The sequence below is a fragment of the Paractinoplanes atraurantiacus genome (genome assembly GCF_900215205.1).
GTDB lineage: Bacteria > Actinomycetota > Actinomycetes > Mycobacteriales > Micromonosporaceae > Actinoplanes > Actinoplanes atraurantiacus.
This window is the reverse complement of the sequence record NZ_OBDY01000016.1, coordinates 91,613-107,735: the sequence shown is the minus strand read 5'-3', so window position 1 is coordinate 107,735 and position 16,123 is coordinate 91,613. Positions and strand designations below refer to the sequence as shown.

General features: G+C 72.0%; 20 protein-coding genes. 13 read left to right on the top strand and 7 right to left on the bottom strand.

Annotation, left to right across the window (positions count from 1 at the left end; all coding sequences use genetic code 11):
• The first annotated feature begins 44 nt into the window (after positions 1–44).
• From CRP55_RS30370 to CRP55_RS30360, 3 genes are read left to right on the top strand one after another with little or no spacing between them, the layout of a single operon-like run.
• Complete coding sequence (locus CRP55_RS30370; RefSeq protein ID WP_097324085.1) at positions 45–1,421, top strand: extracellular solute-binding protein; 1,377 nt, start codon at positions 45–47, stop codon at positions 1,419–1,421.
• Between the two features lie 4 nt (positions 1,422–1,425).
• Entirely contained in the window at positions 1,426–2,340 is a 915-nt protein-coding gene (locus tag CRP55_RS30365; RefSeq protein WP_245923485.1) for a carbohydrate ABC transporter permease, read from the top strand.
• The gene (locus CRP55_RS30360) at positions 2,340–3,260 is read left to right on the top strand and encodes a carbohydrate ABC transporter permease (RefSeq protein WP_097324082.1); all 921 of its coding nucleotides are present in this window, start codon (positions 2,340–2,342) and stop codon (positions 3,258–3,260) included. The genes CRP55_RS30365 and CRP55_RS30360 overlap by 1 nt, the downstream gene beginning before the upstream one ends.
• On the opposite strand, the gene CRP55_RS30355 is transcribed toward CRP55_RS30360, so the two are convergent.
• The 4 genes from CRP55_RS30355 to CRP55_RS30340 are packed head-to-tail and all read right to left on the bottom strand — an operon-like array spanning position 3,223 to position 5,507.
• Positions 3,223–4,473: an MFS transporter gene (locus CRP55_RS30355; RefSeq protein WP_097324079.1), complete on the bottom strand. Its 1,251-nt coding sequence runs from the start codon at positions 4,471–4,473 to the stop codon at positions 3,223–3,225. The genes CRP55_RS30360 and CRP55_RS30355 overlap by 38 nt on opposite strands.
• Before the next feature lie 28 nt (positions 4,474–4,501).
• A complete protein-coding gene (locus CRP55_RS30350; RefSeq protein ID WP_097324076.1) occupies positions 4,502–4,864 on the bottom strand; it encodes an STAS domain-containing protein in 363 nt (120 codons plus the stop codon).
• Positions 4,861–5,130, bottom strand: a complete 270-nt coding sequence (locus tag CRP55_RS30345; RefSeq protein WP_097324072.1) for a GlsB/YeaQ/YmgE family stress response membrane protein — start codon at positions 5,128–5,130, stop codon at positions 4,861–4,863. The genes CRP55_RS30350 and CRP55_RS30345 overlap by 4 nt, the downstream gene beginning before the upstream one ends.
• The gene (locus tag CRP55_RS30340) at positions 5,127–5,507 is read right to left on the bottom strand and encodes an SPW repeat protein (protein WP_179855393.1); all 381 of its coding nucleotides are present in this window, start codon (positions 5,505–5,507) and stop codon (positions 5,127–5,129) included. Before CRP55_RS30340 ends, CRP55_RS30345 begins: the two co-directional genes overlap by 4 nt.
• A gap of 100 nt (positions 5,508–5,607) precedes the next feature.
• Here CRP55_RS30340 and CRP55_RS30335 point away from each other — a divergent pair, with 100 nt between their 5' ends.
• Genes CRP55_RS30335 through CRP55_RS30325 form a run of 3 tightly spaced genes read left to right on the top strand, consistent with a single transcriptional unit; the run spans position 5,608 to position 8,149 of the window.
• Positions 5,608–6,291 carry a response regulator transcription factor gene (locus CRP55_RS30335; RefSeq protein ID WP_097324066.1) on the top strand — a complete coding sequence of 228 codons (684 nt, stop codon included), beginning with the start codon at positions 5,608–5,610 and terminating at the stop codon, positions 6,289–6,291.
• Entirely contained in the window at positions 6,288–7,613 is a 1,326-nt protein-coding gene (locus CRP55_RS30330) for a sensor histidine kinase (protein WP_097324063.1), read from the top strand. Before CRP55_RS30335 ends, CRP55_RS30330 begins: the two co-directional genes overlap by 4 nt.
• Positions 7,610–8,149: a GerMN domain-containing protein gene (locus CRP55_RS30325; RefSeq protein WP_097324060.1), complete on the top strand. Its 540-nt coding sequence runs from the start codon at positions 7,610–7,612 to the stop codon at positions 8,147–8,149. The genes CRP55_RS30330 and CRP55_RS30325 overlap by 4 nt, the downstream gene beginning before the upstream one ends.
• A 170-nt stretch (positions 8,150–8,319) precedes the next feature.
• Here the strand turns inward: CRP55_RS30325 and CRP55_RS30320 are convergent, their stop codons facing one another.
• The 3 genes from CRP55_RS30320 to CRP55_RS30310 form a co-directional block, all read right to left on the bottom strand.
• On the bottom strand, positions 8,320–9,174 hold the full coding sequence (locus CRP55_RS30320; protein ID WP_245923484.1) for an alpha/beta fold hydrolase: 855 nt from the start codon (positions 9,172–9,174) through the stop codon (positions 8,320–8,322).
• Positions 9,175–9,267: 93 nt separating this feature from the next.
• Entirely contained in the window at positions 9,268–9,630 is a 363-nt protein-coding gene (locus CRP55_RS30315; protein WP_097324053.1) for a hypothetical protein, read from the bottom strand.
• 59 nt (positions 9,631–9,689) lie between these two features.
• Positions 9,690–10,367 carry an alpha/beta hydrolase-fold protein gene (locus tag CRP55_RS30310; protein WP_342751587.1) on the bottom strand — a complete coding sequence of 226 codons (678 nt, stop codon included), beginning with the start codon at positions 10,365–10,367 and terminating at the stop codon, positions 9,690–9,692.
• A gap of 326 nt (positions 10,368–10,693) precedes the next feature.
• On the opposite strand from CRP55_RS30310, the gene CRP55_RS30305 reads away from it, so the two are divergent.
• The 7 genes from CRP55_RS30305 to CRP55_RS30275 all read left to right on the top strand — a co-directional run bounded on the left by CRP55_RS30305 (position 10,694) and on the right by CRP55_RS30275 (position 16,106).
• The gene (locus CRP55_RS30305) at positions 10,694–11,431 is read left to right on the top strand and encodes an alpha/beta hydrolase family protein (protein WP_245923483.1); all 738 of its coding nucleotides are present in this window, start codon (positions 10,694–10,696) and stop codon (positions 11,429–11,431) included.
• Between the two features lie 159 nt (positions 11,432–11,590).
• Positions 11,591–11,791 (top strand): hypothetical protein, encoded by a 201-nt coding sequence (locus tag CRP55_RS30300; RefSeq protein ID WP_245923482.1) that lies wholly within the window; start codon positions 11,591–11,593, stop codon positions 11,789–11,791.
• A 44-nt stretch (positions 11,792–11,835) separates the two neighbouring features.
• Positions 11,836–12,177, top strand: a complete 342-nt coding sequence (locus CRP55_RS30295; RefSeq protein WP_097324042.1) for an ArsR/SmtB family transcription factor — start codon at positions 11,836–11,838, stop codon at positions 12,175–12,177.
• Positions 12,174–12,698, top strand: a complete 525-nt coding sequence (locus CRP55_RS30290) for an SRPBCC domain-containing protein (protein WP_097324040.1) — start codon at positions 12,174–12,176, stop codon at positions 12,696–12,698. The genes CRP55_RS30295 and CRP55_RS30290 overlap by 4 nt, the downstream gene beginning before the upstream one ends.
• Positions 12,699–12,756: 58 nt before the next feature.
• Positions 12,757–13,269, top strand: a complete 513-nt coding sequence (locus CRP55_RS30285) for a SigE family RNA polymerase sigma factor (RefSeq protein ID WP_097324036.1) — start codon at positions 12,757–12,759, stop codon at positions 13,267–13,269.
• On the top strand, positions 13,266–14,471 hold the full coding sequence (locus CRP55_RS30280; protein ID WP_097324033.1) for a hypothetical protein: 1,206 nt from the start codon (positions 13,266–13,268) through the stop codon (positions 14,469–14,471). Before CRP55_RS30285 ends, CRP55_RS30280 begins: the two co-directional genes overlap by 4 nt.
• A gap of 60 nt (positions 14,472–14,531) precedes the next feature.
• On the top strand, positions 14,532–16,106 hold the full coding sequence (locus CRP55_RS30275; RefSeq protein WP_097324031.1) for a gluconokinase: 1,575 nt from the start codon (positions 14,532–14,534) through the stop codon (positions 16,104–16,106).
• The last annotated feature ends 17 nt before the right edge of the window (positions 16,107–16,123 follow it).

Sequence of the window (16,123 nt, the reverse complement as noted above, 5' to 3'; positions counted from 1 at the left end):
TCTAGCGTCCGAGCTGGGATGGATCCCACATCGGGGAGGCCACTATGGAGAGAAGGCGAGCGGCCATAGTGGCCGCCGGAGTCGCCATCGCGCTCGGGCTGGCCGCGGCCGGTTGCGAGTCGGGCAGCGGTGACGAGGGTGGCGGCTCAGACGCCGTGTCGTTCGACGCGAACGTCTCCGGGGCGCTCAGCGCCTGGGCCTTCGACAACGCCGACGACGTCGGGCAGGCCCGCATCGACTACGCGGCCCAGCAGCTGCAGGGCGTCAGCATCAAGATGGACCAGACCGGCTTCGACGCGCAGAAGTTCACCGCCCGGCTGGCCGGTGGCGACGTGCCCGACGTGGTGCAGATGGACCGGGAGTACGTGCCGACCTACGCCGCTCAGGGGCTGATCCTGCCGCTGGAGAAATGCTTCACGGCCCACAACGTCGACCCCAAGCAGCGCTGGTATCCCAACGTGGTGGGCGACGTGACGTACAAGAGCCAGGTCTGGGCCGTTCCGCAGTTCTACCAGCCGCCGGCGATCATCCTGAACACCACGGTCATGGACGCCGCCGGGGTGAAGCCCGAGGACATCGACACCTCCAAGCCCGACGTGCTGCTCGCCGCCGTCCAGAAGATGTACAAGGCCAGCGGTGGCGTGCCGGCCGTGCTCGGCTTCAACCCGCAGGCCACCGGGCAGACCTATCTGTGGTTCATCAGCCAGGGCGGCAAGCTCGTCGGCGACAGCGGCGCGCCCACGCTCGACGACCCGAGCAACGTCTATCCGCTCGAGCTGCTCAAGAGGATCGTCGACGCGCAGGGCGGCTTCGCCAAGTACAAGAGCTTCACCGACGCGTTCGACACGTTCGGCGACAACAACCAGTTCGTCAAGAACCAGGTCGGCGCCGAGGTGGACGCCCAGTGGTACCCGAACGTGCTCTCGCCGTACAAAGACAAGATCAAGATCGGCGCGGTGCCGTTCAAGGGCAAGGACGGCCAGCCCGTGACAGTGGCCTACGGCGGGTCCTTCGTCATCCCGGCCAAGGCCAAGAACCTCAGCGCCGCCTGCAAATGGGTGCTGGCGCTGACCGACGACGGGTCGTGGGACGCGGCGGCGACGGCCCGCGCGGCCACCATCGCCAAGGAGAAGTCGATAAACACCGGGCTGTTCACCGGCTCGCCCGGCCCCGACAAGGCGATCCGCGACAAGTACGTCAAGCCGAGCGGCAACGCCGGGTTCGACCAGGTGATCAGCACGTACTACGACGTGGTCGCCACCGGCAAGAGCGCGGGCGCCTCACCGGCCGGTCAGCAGCTCAAACAGGAGCTGACCAACGCCATCACCGCCGCGCTGCTCGGCCAGAAGCCGCCGCAGAAGGCGCTGGCCGACGCGCAGACGGCGACCATGAACGCCTATCGCTCGATCGCGGGCAGCTGACCCGGTGGAGGCCCTGAAGGCCCGCAAGTACAACCGCCGGGAGGCGATCGCCGGCTACCTGTTCATCTCGCCCTGGATCGCCGGGTTCCTGATCTTCACGCTGGGCGCGATGATCTACAGCCTGGCCATCTCGTTCAGCCACTTCAACCTGGCCACCAACAAGATGCGGCCGGGTGGGCTGGACAACTACCGGGCCCTGCTCGACGACCCGCGCGTCGCCGGATCGCTGAAGAACACCCTGTTCTTCGCGGTCCTGGCGGTGCCGTTGGAGGTCATGCTCGCGCTGTTCCTGGCGATTCTGCTCAATCGCGTGGGCCGGGGCGCGGGCTTCTTCCGTACGGTCTACTACCTGCCCAAGATGACCCCCGCCGTGGCCACCGCGTCGGTGTTCCTGCTGCTGCTCAACGGCAACACCGGCGCCATCAACTCGGCCCTGCGGTCGATCGGCGTCGAGGGCCCGCAGTGGCTGGTCGACCCGGCCTGGGTGCGGCCGTCGATCGTGCTCATGGCGCTGTGGGGCGTCAGCGGCACCATGGTCATCTTTCTGGCGGCGCTGAAGAACGTGCCCCGCGACCTGTACGAGGTGGCGTCGCTGGACGGCGCGGGCCCGGTCCGGCAGTTCTTCACCATCACCCTGCCGATGATCTCCGGCGCGGTCTTCTTCAACGTCATCATCCTGACGATCGCCGCGTTCCAGGTGTTCGACCAGGCCTACCTGCTGTTCTGGCGCGACCAGACCAACGTCGCCCCCGAGTCGTCGCTGTTCTACGCGGTCTACCTGTTCCAGCAGGCGTTCCGCCAGTTCAACTTCGGCTTCGCGGCGGCCATGGCCTGGCTGCTCTTCGTCATCCTGCTGATCCTCACGGCGATCCAGGTGCGGATCGGCAACCGGTTCGTCTACTACGAGGGGGAGCGCTGATGGCGACGACCGCGCCACCCGCGGCGGTGTCCCAGGCCGGCCCGTCCACCCCGCCGCCGGAGCCGCGGCGGCCACGGCGCCGCTGGCCGGTGGGGCAGATCGTGCTGACGCTGCTGCTGATCGGCTTCGCGCTGCTGTTCCTCTACCCGCTGGTGTGGCTGGTGGCGGCCAGCCTGAAACCGTCCGGGCAGGTCTTCGACAACGCGCTGATCCCGCACACGTGGCGCTTCGACAACTACGTCGAGGTCTGGGACCAGCTCCCGCTCCTGCACTGGATCTTCAACAGCGTGGCGATCGCGTTCCTGGCGGCGGCGCTGGTGTCGGTGTCGAGCTCGGTCGTCGCCTTCGGGTTCGCCTACTTCCGCTTCCCGGGCCGCAGCGTCCTGTTCGGGCTGGTGCTGGCCACCATGATGCTGCCGGCCTCGGTCACGATGATCCCGACGTACCTGATCTGGAAGCAGACCGGGCTGCTCGGCACGTGGGTGCCGCTGTTCGGGGCGAACCTGTTCGGCTCGGCGTTCTACATCTTCCTGCAGCGGCAGTTCTTCCTCGGGCTGCCGCGGGAGCTGTTCGAGGCGGCCCGGATCGACGGGTCGAGCTACTGGCAGATGTTCTGGCGCATCGCTATGCCGCTGTCGATCCCGTCGTTCATCATCGTGTTCCTGTTCGAGTTCCAGGCGGCCTGGAATAACTTCCAGGGCGCGCTGATCTACCTGAACGCCGGCTCGGTCGAGGGCTTCACGGCGCCGCTCGGCGTGGCGTATGCGATGACGAAATACAGCCCGACGGCGGGCGGCCAGGCCGACTATCAGTACGTGATGGTCGCGTCCCTGCTCGTCACCCTGCCCATGCTGCTGTTGTTCAGCTTCGGCCAGCGCTATTTCATCGAGGGCGTGGCCACTCAGGGCCGGAAGGGCTGACCTCCCGGGCCCGGCGCAGCGGCGACAGGATCAGGAAGACCGGCGCGAGGGTGAGGCCGGCCGCGATGACCCACAGGGTGGTGCGGACGCTGGACAGACCGGCCAGCGCGCCGCCGAGCAGGCCGCCCACGGGCAGCAGGCCCATCACGAGGAAGCGCATGGTGGCGTTGACCCGGCCCAGGATCGCCGCCGGCACCACGGCCTGGCGGTAGCTGAGCTGGGTGATCGCGTACACCAGCTGACCGGCCCCGCCCACGCAGATGCCGGCGGCGAAGAAGGCGAGCCGCCAGCCCGGGCCGGTCAACGGGATGAGCAGGTTGAACGGACTGGTGACGGTCACCGACACCCAGATGATCCGCGCCGACCCGAGCCACCTCGCGAGCCGGGTCGCGACCGCCGCGGCCACCAGCGCCGCCGCCGAGCCGATCGAGAAGAGCAGGCCCGCGGTGGCGGCGCTGACCCCCACGGTCTCGACCAGGAAGAAGACGTTCAGCGCGTTCGCGGCCACGAACAGCAGGTTGGACAGGGCGCTCGTGGCCGCGACGGCCCGCAGCACCGGATCGGCCAGCACGAAGCGGATCCCCTCGCGCATCTGACCCACCATCGGCCGCCGCCGCGCCGCATGCGCCGCGGCCGGCTCGGGTGTCCGCACGCGCCAGAGGAGCAGGGCGCTCACCAGGAAGCTCAGCGCGTCGGCGAGCAGCGCGGTGGCGGCGCCGGCCACCTGCACCAGGGCTCCGCCCAGGCTCGGGCCCGCGATCTGGCCCGAGGCCCGGATCGCCTCCACCGTCGAGTTGCCCTGCACGAGGTGGCGGGTGGGGACGATCGAGGGCAGGTAGGTCTGGTAGCCGATCTCGAAGACGACCCTCATCAGGCTCATCACCGCGGAGACCGCCAGCAGCAGGCCGAAGCTCAGCCCGCCGGCCGCGGCCGCGACGGTCACCACGGTCAGCGCCACCGCCCGTACGACGTCGGTGAGGATCAGCACCGGCCGCCGCCGGCGCCGGTCCAGCAGGACGCCGGCGGGCAGGCCGGCGACCAGGAAGGCCCCGTTCTGCACGGCCACCAGCACGCCCAGCTGCCACGGTGTGGCGTCCAGCAGCAGCACCGCCGTCAACGGGAAGGCGAGCGCGCTCACCTCGGCGCCGAGCTGGGTGACGGTCTGCCCGGCGGTGACGAGCCGGAAATCCCGGTCGTGCCACAGCGCAGGCATCCACCGGCGGTTCCCCCGGCGGCCGGGATCAAACGGTGGAGGCCTCGCCGAGGGCCGTGGCGCGGTCGGGGTAGCTGACGAACGCGCGATCGAGCCGCATCGTGTGCAGGACCGTCTGCACGAACGGCGACGGGGCGATCAGGGCGAACGCCGCGTCGTGCTGGCGAGCCTCCTGGCGGGCGCGGACCAGCAGGCCCAGCGCGGCCGAGTCGATGAACTTCACCGCCTGCAGGTCGACCAGCACGCGGGGGTGGGCCGCGGCCGCCGCCATCAGGTCGTCGCGCAGGTGGTCGGCCAGCGTGGCGTCCAGGTCGGTCAGCGGGGTGACGACCGCGGTGTCGCCCAGGGTGCGCACGTAGTAGGAAGGGCCGTGGGCCGGTGGTGTCGTCATCGGGAGTAGCCCCTGTCCGCCGTTCCCGCCACCAGGGCCACGCCGGCGGCGGCGAAGACGACCTGGAGGAAGACCTCCACCGCCGAGACGCCGGACGTGTCGACGCCGGCGAAGCGGGCCACGACCGTGGCGAGGACGGCCGCTCCGACGGCCACGGCGACGGGGACCCAGAACGGGACGCCCCGGGTCGCGGGGACCAGCCAGCGGGCGCCGGCGCCCAGGGCGGCGCCGACGAGCAGGGCGGTCACGAGACTGCTGACGGTCATGACCTCACCTTGGCGCGGGAAGTCGGCGGAACCTTCCCGGTCGTATGACGGACTGATGACAACATGGCGGCCGCGCTGACGCCGGAGAACATCACGACCAGGACGCCGACGATGACGTTGTTCCAGGCCACCCCCGGGTGATGGCCGTAGCCCAGCACGAACGGGGCCGCCACCAGCCAGGCGCCGAGCAGAGTCAGCACCACGGCGAGCGCGGCCGTCCGGCGCGGCCGGAGCAGCCGCAGCAGGCCGAGGACGGCGACGGCCACGCCCGTCACCACGTCGCTCGTCGCCGCGTACGACGAGAGGTCGGGGGCGAACAGGGGCGTCAGCGCGATCCACACCCCGGCCAGAACCGTGAAAACGCTGGTCGCTGTCATGAGATCCACGATGACCGGGGTTTTTGACGGTTCCATGACAAGGTCACGGATCCTTGGGTACGAACGTGCCGCCCCCGCGCCGACCGGGCATCATTCGGTTATGACCTCCGTGCTGCTGATCGAGGACGACGACCGGATCCGGCTGTCGCTGAGCCTGGCCCTGGAGGACGAGGGATACACGGCGCACGCCGTCGCCACCGCCGAGGACGGGCTGGCCGAGCAGCGCCGGGTCGCGGCCGAGACCGTGCTGGTCGACCTGATGCTGCCGGGCATGGACGGGTTCGAGTGCATCCGGCGGCTGCGCCGCGACGACGACGTGCCGATCGTCGTGATCAGCGCCCGGGACGACACCCACGACATCGTGGCCGCGCTCGAGGCGGGCGCCGACGACTATCTGGTCAAGCCGGTGGCGGTCAAGGAGCTGGCCGCGCGGCTGCGGGCGCTGCGCCGGCGGGGGCGGGCGGCCACCACCACGGCGCCGGCCGTGCGGACGCTCGCCTTCGGCGACCTGGAGCTGAAACCCGAGGCCGGAGAGGTACGCCTGCACGGGGCCGAGGTCCGGGTGACGCGCACCGAGTTCCGGCTGCTGTGCGAGCTGGCCGACCATCCGGGCCAGGTGCTGTCCCGCCAGCAGCTGCTCCAGCGCGTCTGGGAGTACGAGGTCGGCGACGAGCGCCTGGTCGACGTGCACGTCGGCCGGCTCCGTCACAAGATCGAGGATGTGCCCGGCGCCCCGCGCCACCTGGTGACCGTGCGCGGGCTCGGCTACAAGCTGCAGCCGTGAGACGGGCCGGTCTGCGCACCCGGGTCAGCGCCGCGTTCGCCGTCGGGGCGCTCGCGCTGTCCGTCTGTGTGACCGTGGTGTCGTACGAGCTGACCCGGAGCACTTTGTTCCGCGAGCGGGAGCGCACCGCCGTGCGGGCCACCTACTTCGACGCCGCGCTGGTCGACGCGAGCCTCAAGGGCGGCGCCACGAACGTGGCCGACGTGCTGGGCTCGCTCGACGCCGGCGGCGACCGCTACGTGATGGTGCAGCGGGCCGGCCGCTGGTATTCGCGGACCGCCGACACCGACGCCCACGCGGCCGTGCCGGCACAGTTGCAGGAGATGGCGGCCGGGGGCGAGGCGGCGGCACAGCGCATCCGCCGCGACGGCGTGCCGGCCCTGGTCATCGCGGTGCCGCTCGACGCCGACACCGTGTTCTACGAGATCGTCGCCCAGCGCGAGCTGGAGCGGACCCTCCAGGTGCTGGCGCTGGTCCTGGCCGCCGTCGCGATCATGATGGCGGCCGGTGGGGCGGCGGTCGGCTGGTACGTCACCCGGCACGCGCTGCGGCCCCTCGGCGCGGTGGCCGACGCGGCCCGGGGCATCGCCGACGGCGACCTGGAGACCCGGCTCGATCCGGAGACCGAGCCCGACCTGGCCGCGCTGGCCGCGTCGTTCAACCACATGGCCGACGAGCTGGACCGGCGGATGCGGCGCGACCGGCGGTTCGCGGCCGACGTCAGCCACGAGCTGCGCTCGCCGTTGCAGACCCTGGCCGCGGCGGTCAGCGTGGTCGACCGGCGCAAGGACGGGCTCGACGAGCGGTCGGCGGCCGCGGTCGGGCTCATCGTGGCCGAGGTCAACCGGTTCCAGGAGCTGGTCGGCGACCTGCTGGAGCTGGCCCGCAGCGACCAGCCGGTGAGCCGGGAGCCGACGGACATCGTGGCCCTGGCCGAGCGGGTCGTGCGGGCGCACGGGCTCGACCCGGCGATCGTCGAGGGCGACGACCCGGGCGAGTGGCGGGTGGACGCGCGGCGGGTGGAGCAGGCGCTGGGCAACCTGATCGAGAACGCGGTGCGGTACGGCGGTGGGCCCACCGCCGTACGAGTGGGGAAGGGTTTTCTGGAAGTGGACGATGCCGGGCCGGGCGTGCCGGAGGAGCTGCGGGCGTCGATCTTCGATCGTTTCGTGCGGGGGCCGGCGGCCGGGGCGCGGGGTGCCGGGGACGGCACCGGGCTGGGACTGGCCATCGTGGCCGAGCACGCGGCGGCGCACGGCGGGTCGGCCTCGGTGGGTGAGCGGCCCGGCGGGGGCGCCCGATTCCGCGTGGAGTTGCCGTGAGACGCGTGCCTATCCTGCTCGTTCTGCTGCTGACAGCCTGCGGGGTGCCGGCGGAGGACTCGCCGCACCCGGTCGAGTTGCCGCGGGCGCCGTTGAACGGCTCGGGGGCGGCGGCGGTGACCCCGGCCGGTGAGGTCGCGCATGTGCTGTGCCTGGTGCGTGACGAGCGGCTCGTGCAGTCGGTGCGGCGGGCGCCGTCCTATCCGGGCGTGCAGCAGCAGATGAACGAGCTGATCACCGGTCCGACGCCGGCCGAGAGCTCGACCGGACTGTCGACGGCGCTGGCCGGGCTGACGGTGACGGCGACGGCCGGGCCGGGCTCGCGGGTCACGGTCGAGGTGTCCCGGGCCGAGGGGCGCAAGGACGACATTTTGGCGTACGGGCAGATGGTGTGCACCCTGACCGCGCGCCCCGACGTCGCCGCGGTGTCGTTCACCCGGGAAGGGCGCAGCCTGGAGGTGCCCCGCGCCGACGGCACGCTCACCGAGGGGCCGCTGAGATCCTCCGACTACGCCGCCCTGGTCGCGCCGGCCTAGGAGCGCCCTGTCGGTCGTGCTGGGCCACGTCACGGCCGGCAGGACCGTTCGCGCCCGGGCGCCCGCATCGGTACGCCCGGGCGCGAACCGGAGTGGGGTTCCGTCCCGCCGACCATGCTTCGCCGCGCAGATGACCGTTGCCGCGCCGCCACATGACAGTTGTGTGACGCTTACGCCGGCTGGGTGCGGCGGCCGGCCTGGTCGATGATCTCGTCGATCACCTGGTTCCACACCGCGGCGGGCGGGAACTCGTGGCCGACGCCCTCGAGCCAGACGAGCCGCGAGCCGGGGATCTCGGCCCGCAGGGCCCGGGCGTGGGCACCGGGCAGGAACTTGTCGAGGGTGCCGTGCAGGATCAGCGTGGGCACGGTGATCTCGCCGAGACGGCTGCGCACGGGCGGGCCGCCGGCGCAGCAGTAGTGGTTGGTCTGCGACGCGGCCATGTCCTGCGTCCGGTCGAAGACCCGCTCGGCCAGCCTGCGCAGCTGGGGCTCCTCGGCCGTGAACGGGCCGCCCAGCCGGCGGGCCGTGGTCACGATGCTCCGGACCGAGGCGCGACGGTCGGACCAGTCGTCCTCTTCGTCCTGGGTCCCGTCGCCGGTGTCGCCCAGGGGCAGGTCGTCGTCGCCGGGGCCGGGGGAGCTCGACATGAGAACCAGCGACAGGACACGGTGGGGGCGCTCGACCGCGAGGCGCTGGGCGATCAGGCCGCCCATCGACAGACCGACGAGATGAGCTCGATGGACGCCGAGAGCGTCGAGCACGCCCAGCGCGTCATGAGCCAGGTCCACATCGGAGTACGGCGGGGCGCCCACCGGGTACGACGTCGAGCGCCCGGTGTCGCGATGGTCGTAGCGGATGACGAACCGGCCCCCGGCCGCGAGGCGGCGGCAGAACTCGTCCTCCCACCAGTCCATCGAACTCGCGGCGCCGGCGATGAGCAGCAGGGCGGGATCGCCCGGCTCGCCGAACGTCTCCACACACAGCTCGATGCCGTCGACCGGCATCATCGTCTCGGTCACCACTCGCCCATTGTCGGGCATCGGACTTCACGGGCAGGTTAATTCCGGTGGTCCTTTTTCGGTGTCCGGGCCTGAACGGCCCGGACACCGTCCTGCTCAGCGGCCGGCGGTCACCGCGGCGGTGCGGGCCTGGGCCCGGACGACCCGCAGGGAGACGCCGGTGAGCGCGATGGCGATCACGAAGAGTGAGAGGTGAAGCCACGGGCTGGCGATCGGCACGAAGCCGATGATCGCCACGGGGATCTGCACGACCGCGATCAGGCCGGCCAGCCACCAGCGGTTTCCGCCGCTCCACAGCAGGGCGGTCCAGATCGGCGCCGACACCACGACCAGCGTCAACGCGTCGAGCAGGGCGTGCAGGTAGGTGTTGTGCACGGCGTTGTGGGCGAAGGCCTGCGCGGGCGAGGCGATCCACAGACCGGCGAGAACGAGGGCGAGTACGGCGGCGGCACGACGCATGGGGGTCCTCCAGCGTGTTGAGACCGTTGCTCTGAGTCATTTACGGTACGGACGGCGCGTCAGCCCCGTAAAGCCCCGGCGACGAAGTCAAAACCTTCGGGTATGCACCGCGACCAATATCCGAAATTGTGCCGGCCCGGTCCCGTGCTCAGCCGCGCGGCACGTTCGGGCAGCTCAGCGGCGAGATCCTCGACGTCGTCGAGAAGGCCGTCCTGCTCGCCGCACCACAATCCGACCGGTGTGCCACGAAGATGACTGACTGACGTGAATACCTCATCTCCTTTTCGCACGGCCGGGGAGAAGGCGGCGACCGCCCTCGCGAAACCGGGATAGGCCTCGGCCAGCAGGAGGGATCCGTAGCCGCCCATCGACCAGCCCCACAGGGCGATGCGGGTCGTGTCGAAGCCGCGCTGGGCGCACCAGCGGGGAAGCTCCTCGTGGACCATGCGCTGCGGGTCGTCGCCCTTGTCGGGGCGCCAGAACAGGCGGTCGCCGGTGGCGCCGGCCAGGACGAACGGGGGTGCGCCGCGCCGTACGGCATCGGTCAGGAAACGGCCCAGGCCGAGACCCGGGAAGTCGGCGGCGGTCTTGGAGCCGCCGTGCAGGATCAGGCAGACGGGCAGGCCGCGGCCGTCGCCGTGGCCGGCGGGCACGGCGGTGTAGAAGTCGACCAGGCGCCCGCGGGCCCGCGAGTCGCGCCGGATCAGCCGCTCGTCACCGACGGGTGCGTGCGGCACCAGCGGCTCCGGATCACCCGATCGGCTGCGGTACCCGGCCAATCCGGCAACTGCGGCGACTGTCGCCCCTATGCCTACGAATGTTCGTCGTCTCATCGCCACCCACAACGGTGATCGCCCTCGTTGCGTCACGTTCATAGGCTCGCCATGTGCGCAGCGTTCCCCCTCCCCGCCAAATCCTTCGGCGCGGACCGCTGCCTTCTCCCTTCGCGCGGCGCCGCCGATCCCGCGCCCTCGTCGAGCGGGCCGTTGCGTCCCCTCCCTCTCCCCACCCCCGCTTTGGGCCGCGGCGTCTTCGGCGGGCGGGCGCGGCGTTGGTCGCGCTGGTGTTGCTGCTGAGCGGGTTCGGGCCGGCCCGGGCCGCCACCGCCTCCGTGCGGGTGATGACGCGGGCGCTCGTGCTGACGCGGGGCGCCGACCGGCCTCTGCCGACGACGGTCTGGTATCCCTCGCCGCTTGCCGGGCGGCATCCGCTGATCCTGTTCAGTCATGGGCTGGGCGGGATGCCGTCCGACTTCGCGTCGCTGATCGCCGGGTGGGCCGAGGCCGGGTACGTGGTGGCCGCGCCCGCTTACCCGCACACGAACCGCCGGGTCCGCGTCGTGCGGGCGGACGTGCGATCGCAGCCGGCGGACGCCCGCTACGTGGCCGACGAGGTGCGGCGCCTCTCTGCCGTGCCCGGCGATGCCTTCTTCGGGCACCTCGACCCGGTGCGGTGGGCCGCCGTCGGCTTCTCGGCCGGCGGCACGACGACGCTCGGCCTCTTCGGCCCGGGGCACGACCCGGGGCTGCGGGCGGGCGTCTCGGTGGCCGGCCGGGAGGCGCCGTCCGGATTCGGTGGCCGCCCCGCTCCGTTGCTCTTCGTGCACGGCTCCCGTGACCGGGTGGTGCCGGTGGCGGCCGCCCGCAACGCTTTCGGTGCCGATCCGTGGCCCAAGCGCTTCGTCACCGTCCGTGGTGCCGGTCACGGGGAGTATCTGCGGCCCGGTAACGACGCGTACGCCCGGATCTCCGGTCTGATTCTGGCCTTCCTGGCTGCTCAGCTGCCCGTGTCGCCGAGTTGAGGCTTTTCGGGGAGAGCCGTACGCTCGGCTGATCAACCCCGACCGAACGGACGGGTGAACACTCCCTGTAATGTTGCCTAGGCTGCGTTGGTGCATTTAACTCACGTCGCAGTGGCCGCAGTAGTGACTCTGAGTGTTGCCGGTGTTTCTTACACAGCGTTGAACCCAGAAGTCCTGAAGCGGAACACGCAAGCCGTGGCCGACCGGGCCACGTGCCGGACCGTGGACGCCGCGATCGTCGCCTATGCCGGCGTCAACGGCGCGAGCCCGGCGTCGATCGCCGAGGTCGCCGACTACGTGAAGGGCGACATCTCCGCCTACCGCATCGTGAAGGGCCAGGCCGCCGGCCCCGGCTGCTGACGTCTCGCTTGTGCATGCCCCGAAGGTTATATAACCTTCGGGGCATGGACGCCTTTGCGGCGATCGCCGAGCCGACCCGGCGGCGGATCGTGGAAGCGCTCCGGTTGCGCGAGTGCACCGTCTCCGACCTCGTCGGCCTGCTCGCCATGAGCCAGCCGGCCGTCTCCAAGCATCTCCGGGTGCTGCGGGAGGCCGGTGTGGTCGCCGTGCGCACCCGGGCCCAGCAGCGCATCTATCGCCTCGACCCCGAGCCCTTTCGCGCGCTCGACGCCTGGCTTGCGCCCTATCGCAGTCTCTGGACTGATCACCTGGCGGCGCTGGAGCGGCACCTGGACACGCTGCCTCCCGGCGTCGCCCACTCCGACGACATCGAGGAGGAGCAATGAGCGAGGAATTCGGCGCCCCGGCGGGAGGGGCGGAGCTCGCCCCAGGCGCGGACGAGCGGTGGACGCTGGTGTTCGTGCGGGAGTTCCGGCAGGCCCCGGTGGTCGTGTGGGGTGCGCTCACCGAGCCGGAGCAGCTTGATCAGTGGGCGCCCTTCGTCCCCGTACGCAACCTCGGGTCTTTGGGTGAAACGACCTTGACCATGGTGGACGGTGCGACGCGGGAGCAGACCCCCGCGGTGGTGACGCGGGCCGAGGCTCCGTCGGTTCTGGAGTATTCGTGGGGCGAGGATCTGCTGCGGTGGGAGCTCGAGGAAACCGCGGGCGGAACGCGGCTGATCCTGCGGCATACTCTGTCGCACCCCGGGACGGAGGCCATGGTGGCGGCCGGGTGGCACCTGTGCGCCGAGGTGCTGCGGCGGCTGCTGGACGGGCGGCCGGTCGGGGTGATCCGCGGCGCCGATGCGATGGATCACGGCTTCGAGGAGCTGCGGGTGGCGTACGCCAAACTATTCGGGATCTAGGTGCAACGCCGGGCCCGCCCCGCTTGTCGTGAATGGTGACGACGGCGGAAGGACGGCGATGGCATCAGGCCCACGCGCGGGCTTCGACGATTTCGTGCGCACCCGATCGACGGGCCTGCTGCGGATCGCCTACCTGCTGACCGGCGACCGGCACGCGGCCGAGGACCTTTTACAAGAGGTTCTCGAGCAGATGTACGTGCGGTGGCGGCGCATCGAAGGCATGCCCGAGGCCTATGCGCGCCGCGCGCTGGTCAACCGGTCGGTCAACCGCTGGCGCCGCCGTGCCCTGCGCGCGGAGATCTCGATCGAGGGTCATCTGGAGGCCCGCGTCGAGCGCGACCACGGCGACGACGTGGTGGTTCGCGAAGCCGTGCTGGTCGCCCTGCGCGACCTGCCGCCCCGGCAGAGGGCCGCCGTGGTTCTGCGCTATCTCGCCGACCTGCCCGTGCACGAGGTGTCGGCGGCGCTGGGCTGCGCGGAGGGGACGGTCCGCAGCAACGCCGCCCGCGGTCTGGACAGGCTCCGCGAGGTGCTCGGTTCGGCTGTTGTTCCGGATGGAGGAGAACGATGAGCGATACCGACATCCGGCAGGCCCTGGCCCGGGCCACCGACCACCTCGAGGCCCCACCCGACCTGCTCGGCCGGGTTCGCAGCGGCGGGCGGCGGCGGGTCGTGCGGCGCCGCACCCTTCTGGCCGGCGGGCTGGCCGCCGGAGCCGCGGGTCTGGCCTTCGCCACCCGGCTGCAGCGGGCCCCCGCGATCACCACGGCCACCCGGGGTGACCTGGCCGGCGACCTCGCGCTGCTCGAACGCGTGCGGAAGGCCTGGCGGGAGATGGCCGGCCCGGGCGAGGCCCGGATCCACTGGGCCGGGTCCACCCCGGCCGGCCCGGTGGCGCTCGTGGCCCAGCGGATCCAGCCCGCCTTCGACGCGCTCGGGTTCGTCGACTCCGACGGGGACGAGCTCCGGACCACCGGCAGCACCTTCCACGTCCCGTACGGCACCGTGCCGCCGGGCGCCATGCTCGCCGGACCCGGCCGCGACGTGCTCGTCGTCGCGACCGCGGGACGCTCGATCGAGTTCTCGCCCGACTACCGCTTCGACGGCCACGGGCAGGTCCGGCGCAGCTTCGCGCCGCTGACGGCCGACGCCGACGGCATGGCGATCCGGCGGTTCGAGGCGGCCGACGGCGTCGTGCGGATCGCCCTGCGCCAGCAGGCCGAGGATCCGTCGGTGCCGCTGGCCAACCTGCACGATGTCGTCGACACCAGCGTGGCCGACAACCAGATCCCCGAGCTCATCGAGCGTGACATGCCCGGCTGGAAGACCACGGGCGAGGGGTGGGAGGTCCTCAACCTGCCTCGCTACGCGGATCCGAGCGGCTACCACGCCTGGACGGGCCCCACCCAGTGGCGCCTGCGCGCCGTCACCCCGGACGGGCGCCGCCTCGTCGTGCAGACCCTGGCCATGGACGGCACCGCCCGGGTCTTCTGGATGCACGGCAAGGCCACCGAGACGCCCACACCCCACTACCTGGGCCTGCTCGAGGAGGGCCTGGCCACCGAGACGCCCGAAGGTCTGAGCATTCTGCACGCCCGCCTGCCGCAGCGCCTCGGCGTGGCGGTGGCCGCGCTCGACTGCGGGATGCGGTACCGGGCCCGCGGTGGCGCCTGGCAGTCGGTGACCGGTCCGGCCGAGCTCCTTCCGGACGCCGCCACCGAGCTCGAGGTCACGCCGTCGCGGGGGCAGCGGGTCGTGATGCCTCTGCCATGAGAGACCGGGCGGTGGGCACTAGGTTGGGAGGCAGTAGGGCGCTCGAGCTGGAGGCTGCGCATGGACGTCGTGATCGGGATCGACACCGGTACCACCGCTACGAAAGGGGTGGCGGCCGGGCCCGACGGGCAGTTGCGCGCGCTGGTCAGCGTTCACTATCCGCTCTCCGTGCCGGGGCCGGGGCGGGCCGAGCTCGACCCGGCCCACCTGCGCGACGCGGCGGTCAAGGCGCTCGTCGACGTGGCCGCCGCCTGCCACGAGCAGGGCGACCGGGTCATCGCGGTCAGCCTCAGCGCCTTCCTGCACGCGCTCGTGCCCATGGACGGCGACGGCGCGCCGCTCGGGCCGCTGGTCACGTGGGCCGACGGCCGGGCCGGCAAGCAGTGCGACGACATCATCGAGGCCGGGCTCGGCAAGAAGCTCCAGGCGCGCACCGGCACGCCCGTGCACCCGATGTCGCCGCTGACCAAGCTGGCCTGGTGGCGCGAGAACGACCCGGAGACGCTGCGCGGCACGCCACGGTGGGGCGGCGTCAAGGAGCTGGTGCTGGCGGCGGTGGCCGACGAGCCGTACCTGCTCGACCTGTCGGTGGCCTCCGGCACGGGGCTGTACGACATCCACGAGCGCCGGTGGGATCCCGAGGCGCTCGAGATCGGCGGGGTCCGGGCCGAGCAGCTGGCCGAGGTGGTGAGCACCACCCAGCGGCTGCGGCTGAGCGCCGAGGTCGCCCGGGCGGCCGGGCTCGACCCGGCGACGCCGCTGATCATCGGCGCCGCCGACGGCCCGCTGGCCAACCTCGGGGTCGGCGCCACCCCGGCCGGGGTCGCGGCGATCTCCCTCGGCACCAGCGGCGCCCTGCGCACCGTGGTCGACCGGCCCACGGCCGACAAGGCGGGGCGGCTGTTCTGCTACGCGCTCACCGACGACCGGTGGGTGATCGGCGGGGCCGTCAACAACGCCGGATCGGTCGTGCGCTGGGCCGGGGAGAGCTTCGCGGCCGGCTTCGAACGGCCCGGCGCCGAGGGCGAGGACGCCGACGAGCGCGACGCCGCCCTGCTCATCGAGGCGCAAGGGGTCGCGCCGGGCAGCGACGGGCTGCTCTGCCTGCCCTACCTGCTGGGGGAGCGGGCGCCGTGGTGGCGGTCCGGTCTGCGCGGCGCCTATCTGGGGCTCCGGCGCGAGCACGGCCGGGCCCACCTGGTGCGGGCCGCGGTCGAGGGGGTCTGCCAGCAGCTCGCGCTGGTGCGCGACTCGTTCACGGCCGAGGGCATCCCGGTCACCGAGGTGCGGGCCACCGGCGGGGCGGTCGCCTCCGACCTGTGGGTGGGGGTGCTGGCGGCGGCCCTCGACCTGCCGGTGTCGGTGGCCGACACCCCGGAGGGCACGGCGCTGGGCGCCTGCCTGCTGGCCCGGCACGCGCTGGGTGAGCTGCCCGACCTCGACCACGCGGCCGCGCTCATCCCGATCGGCGAGCCGACCGTTCCCGACCCGGAGAACGCCGAGCTCTACGCCCGGCTGCGGCCGCTCATCGAGACGTCCGCCCTGGCCGTGCTCGACGTGGTCAAGGAACTCGACAAGCTGGCGCCCCAGCCGATCCCGGACACCGAAAAAGCGGTGAGCGACACCCCGCGTTGACGGCACGGCGAGCCGTA

Excerpts from the sequence above, each read along its gene's own strand:
- CRP55_RS30370 (WP_097324085.1), top strand. The coding sequence starts at position 45 with ATGGAGAGAAGGCGAGCGGCCATAGTGGCCGCCGGAGTCGCCATCGCG.
- CRP55_RS30360 (WP_097324082.1), top strand. The coding sequence starts at position 2,340 with ATGGCGACGACCGCGCCACCCGCGGCGGTGTCCCAGGCCGGCCCGTCC.
- CRP55_RS30355 (WP_097324079.1), bottom strand. The coding sequence starts at position 4,473 with ATGCCTGCGCTGTGGCACGACCGGGATTTCCGGCTCGTCACCGCCGGG.
- CRP55_RS30350 (WP_097324076.1), bottom strand. The coding sequence starts at position 4,864 with ATGACGACACCACCGGCCCACGGCCCTTCCTACTACGTGCGCACCCTG.
- CRP55_RS30345 (WP_097324072.1), bottom strand. The coding sequence starts at position 5,130 with ATGACCGTCAGCAGTCTCGTGACCGCCCTGCTCGTCGGCGCCGCCCTG.
- CRP55_RS30340 (WP_179855393.1), bottom strand. The coding sequence starts at position 5,507 with ATGACAGCGACCAGCGTTTTCACGGTTCTGGCCGGGGTGTGGATCGCG.
- CRP55_RS30335 (WP_097324066.1), top strand. The coding sequence starts at position 5,608 with ATGACCTCCGTGCTGCTGATCGAGGACGACGACCGGATCCGGCTGTCG.
- CRP55_RS30315 (WP_097324053.1), bottom strand. The coding sequence starts at position 9,630 with ATGCGTCGTGCCGCCGCCGTACTCGCCCTCGTTCTCGCCGGTCTGTGG.
- CRP55_RS30295 (WP_097324042.1), top strand. The coding sequence starts at position 11,836 with ATGGACGCCTTTGCGGCGATCGCCGAGCCGACCCGGCGGCGGATCGTG.
- CRP55_RS30290 (WP_097324040.1), top strand. The coding sequence starts at position 12,174 with ATGAGCGAGGAATTCGGCGCCCCGGCGGGAGGGGCGGAGCTCGCCCCA.
- CRP55_RS30285 (WP_097324036.1), top strand. The coding sequence starts at position 12,757 with ATGGCATCAGGCCCACGCGCGGGCTTCGACGATTTCGTGCGCACCCGA.
- CRP55_RS30280 (WP_097324033.1), top strand. The coding sequence starts at position 13,266 with ATGAGCGATACCGACATCCGGCAGGCCCTGGCCCGGGCCACCGACCAC.
- CRP55_RS30275 (WP_097324031.1), top strand. The coding sequence starts at position 14,532 with ATGGACGTCGTGATCGGGATCGACACCGGTACCACCGCTACGAAAGGG.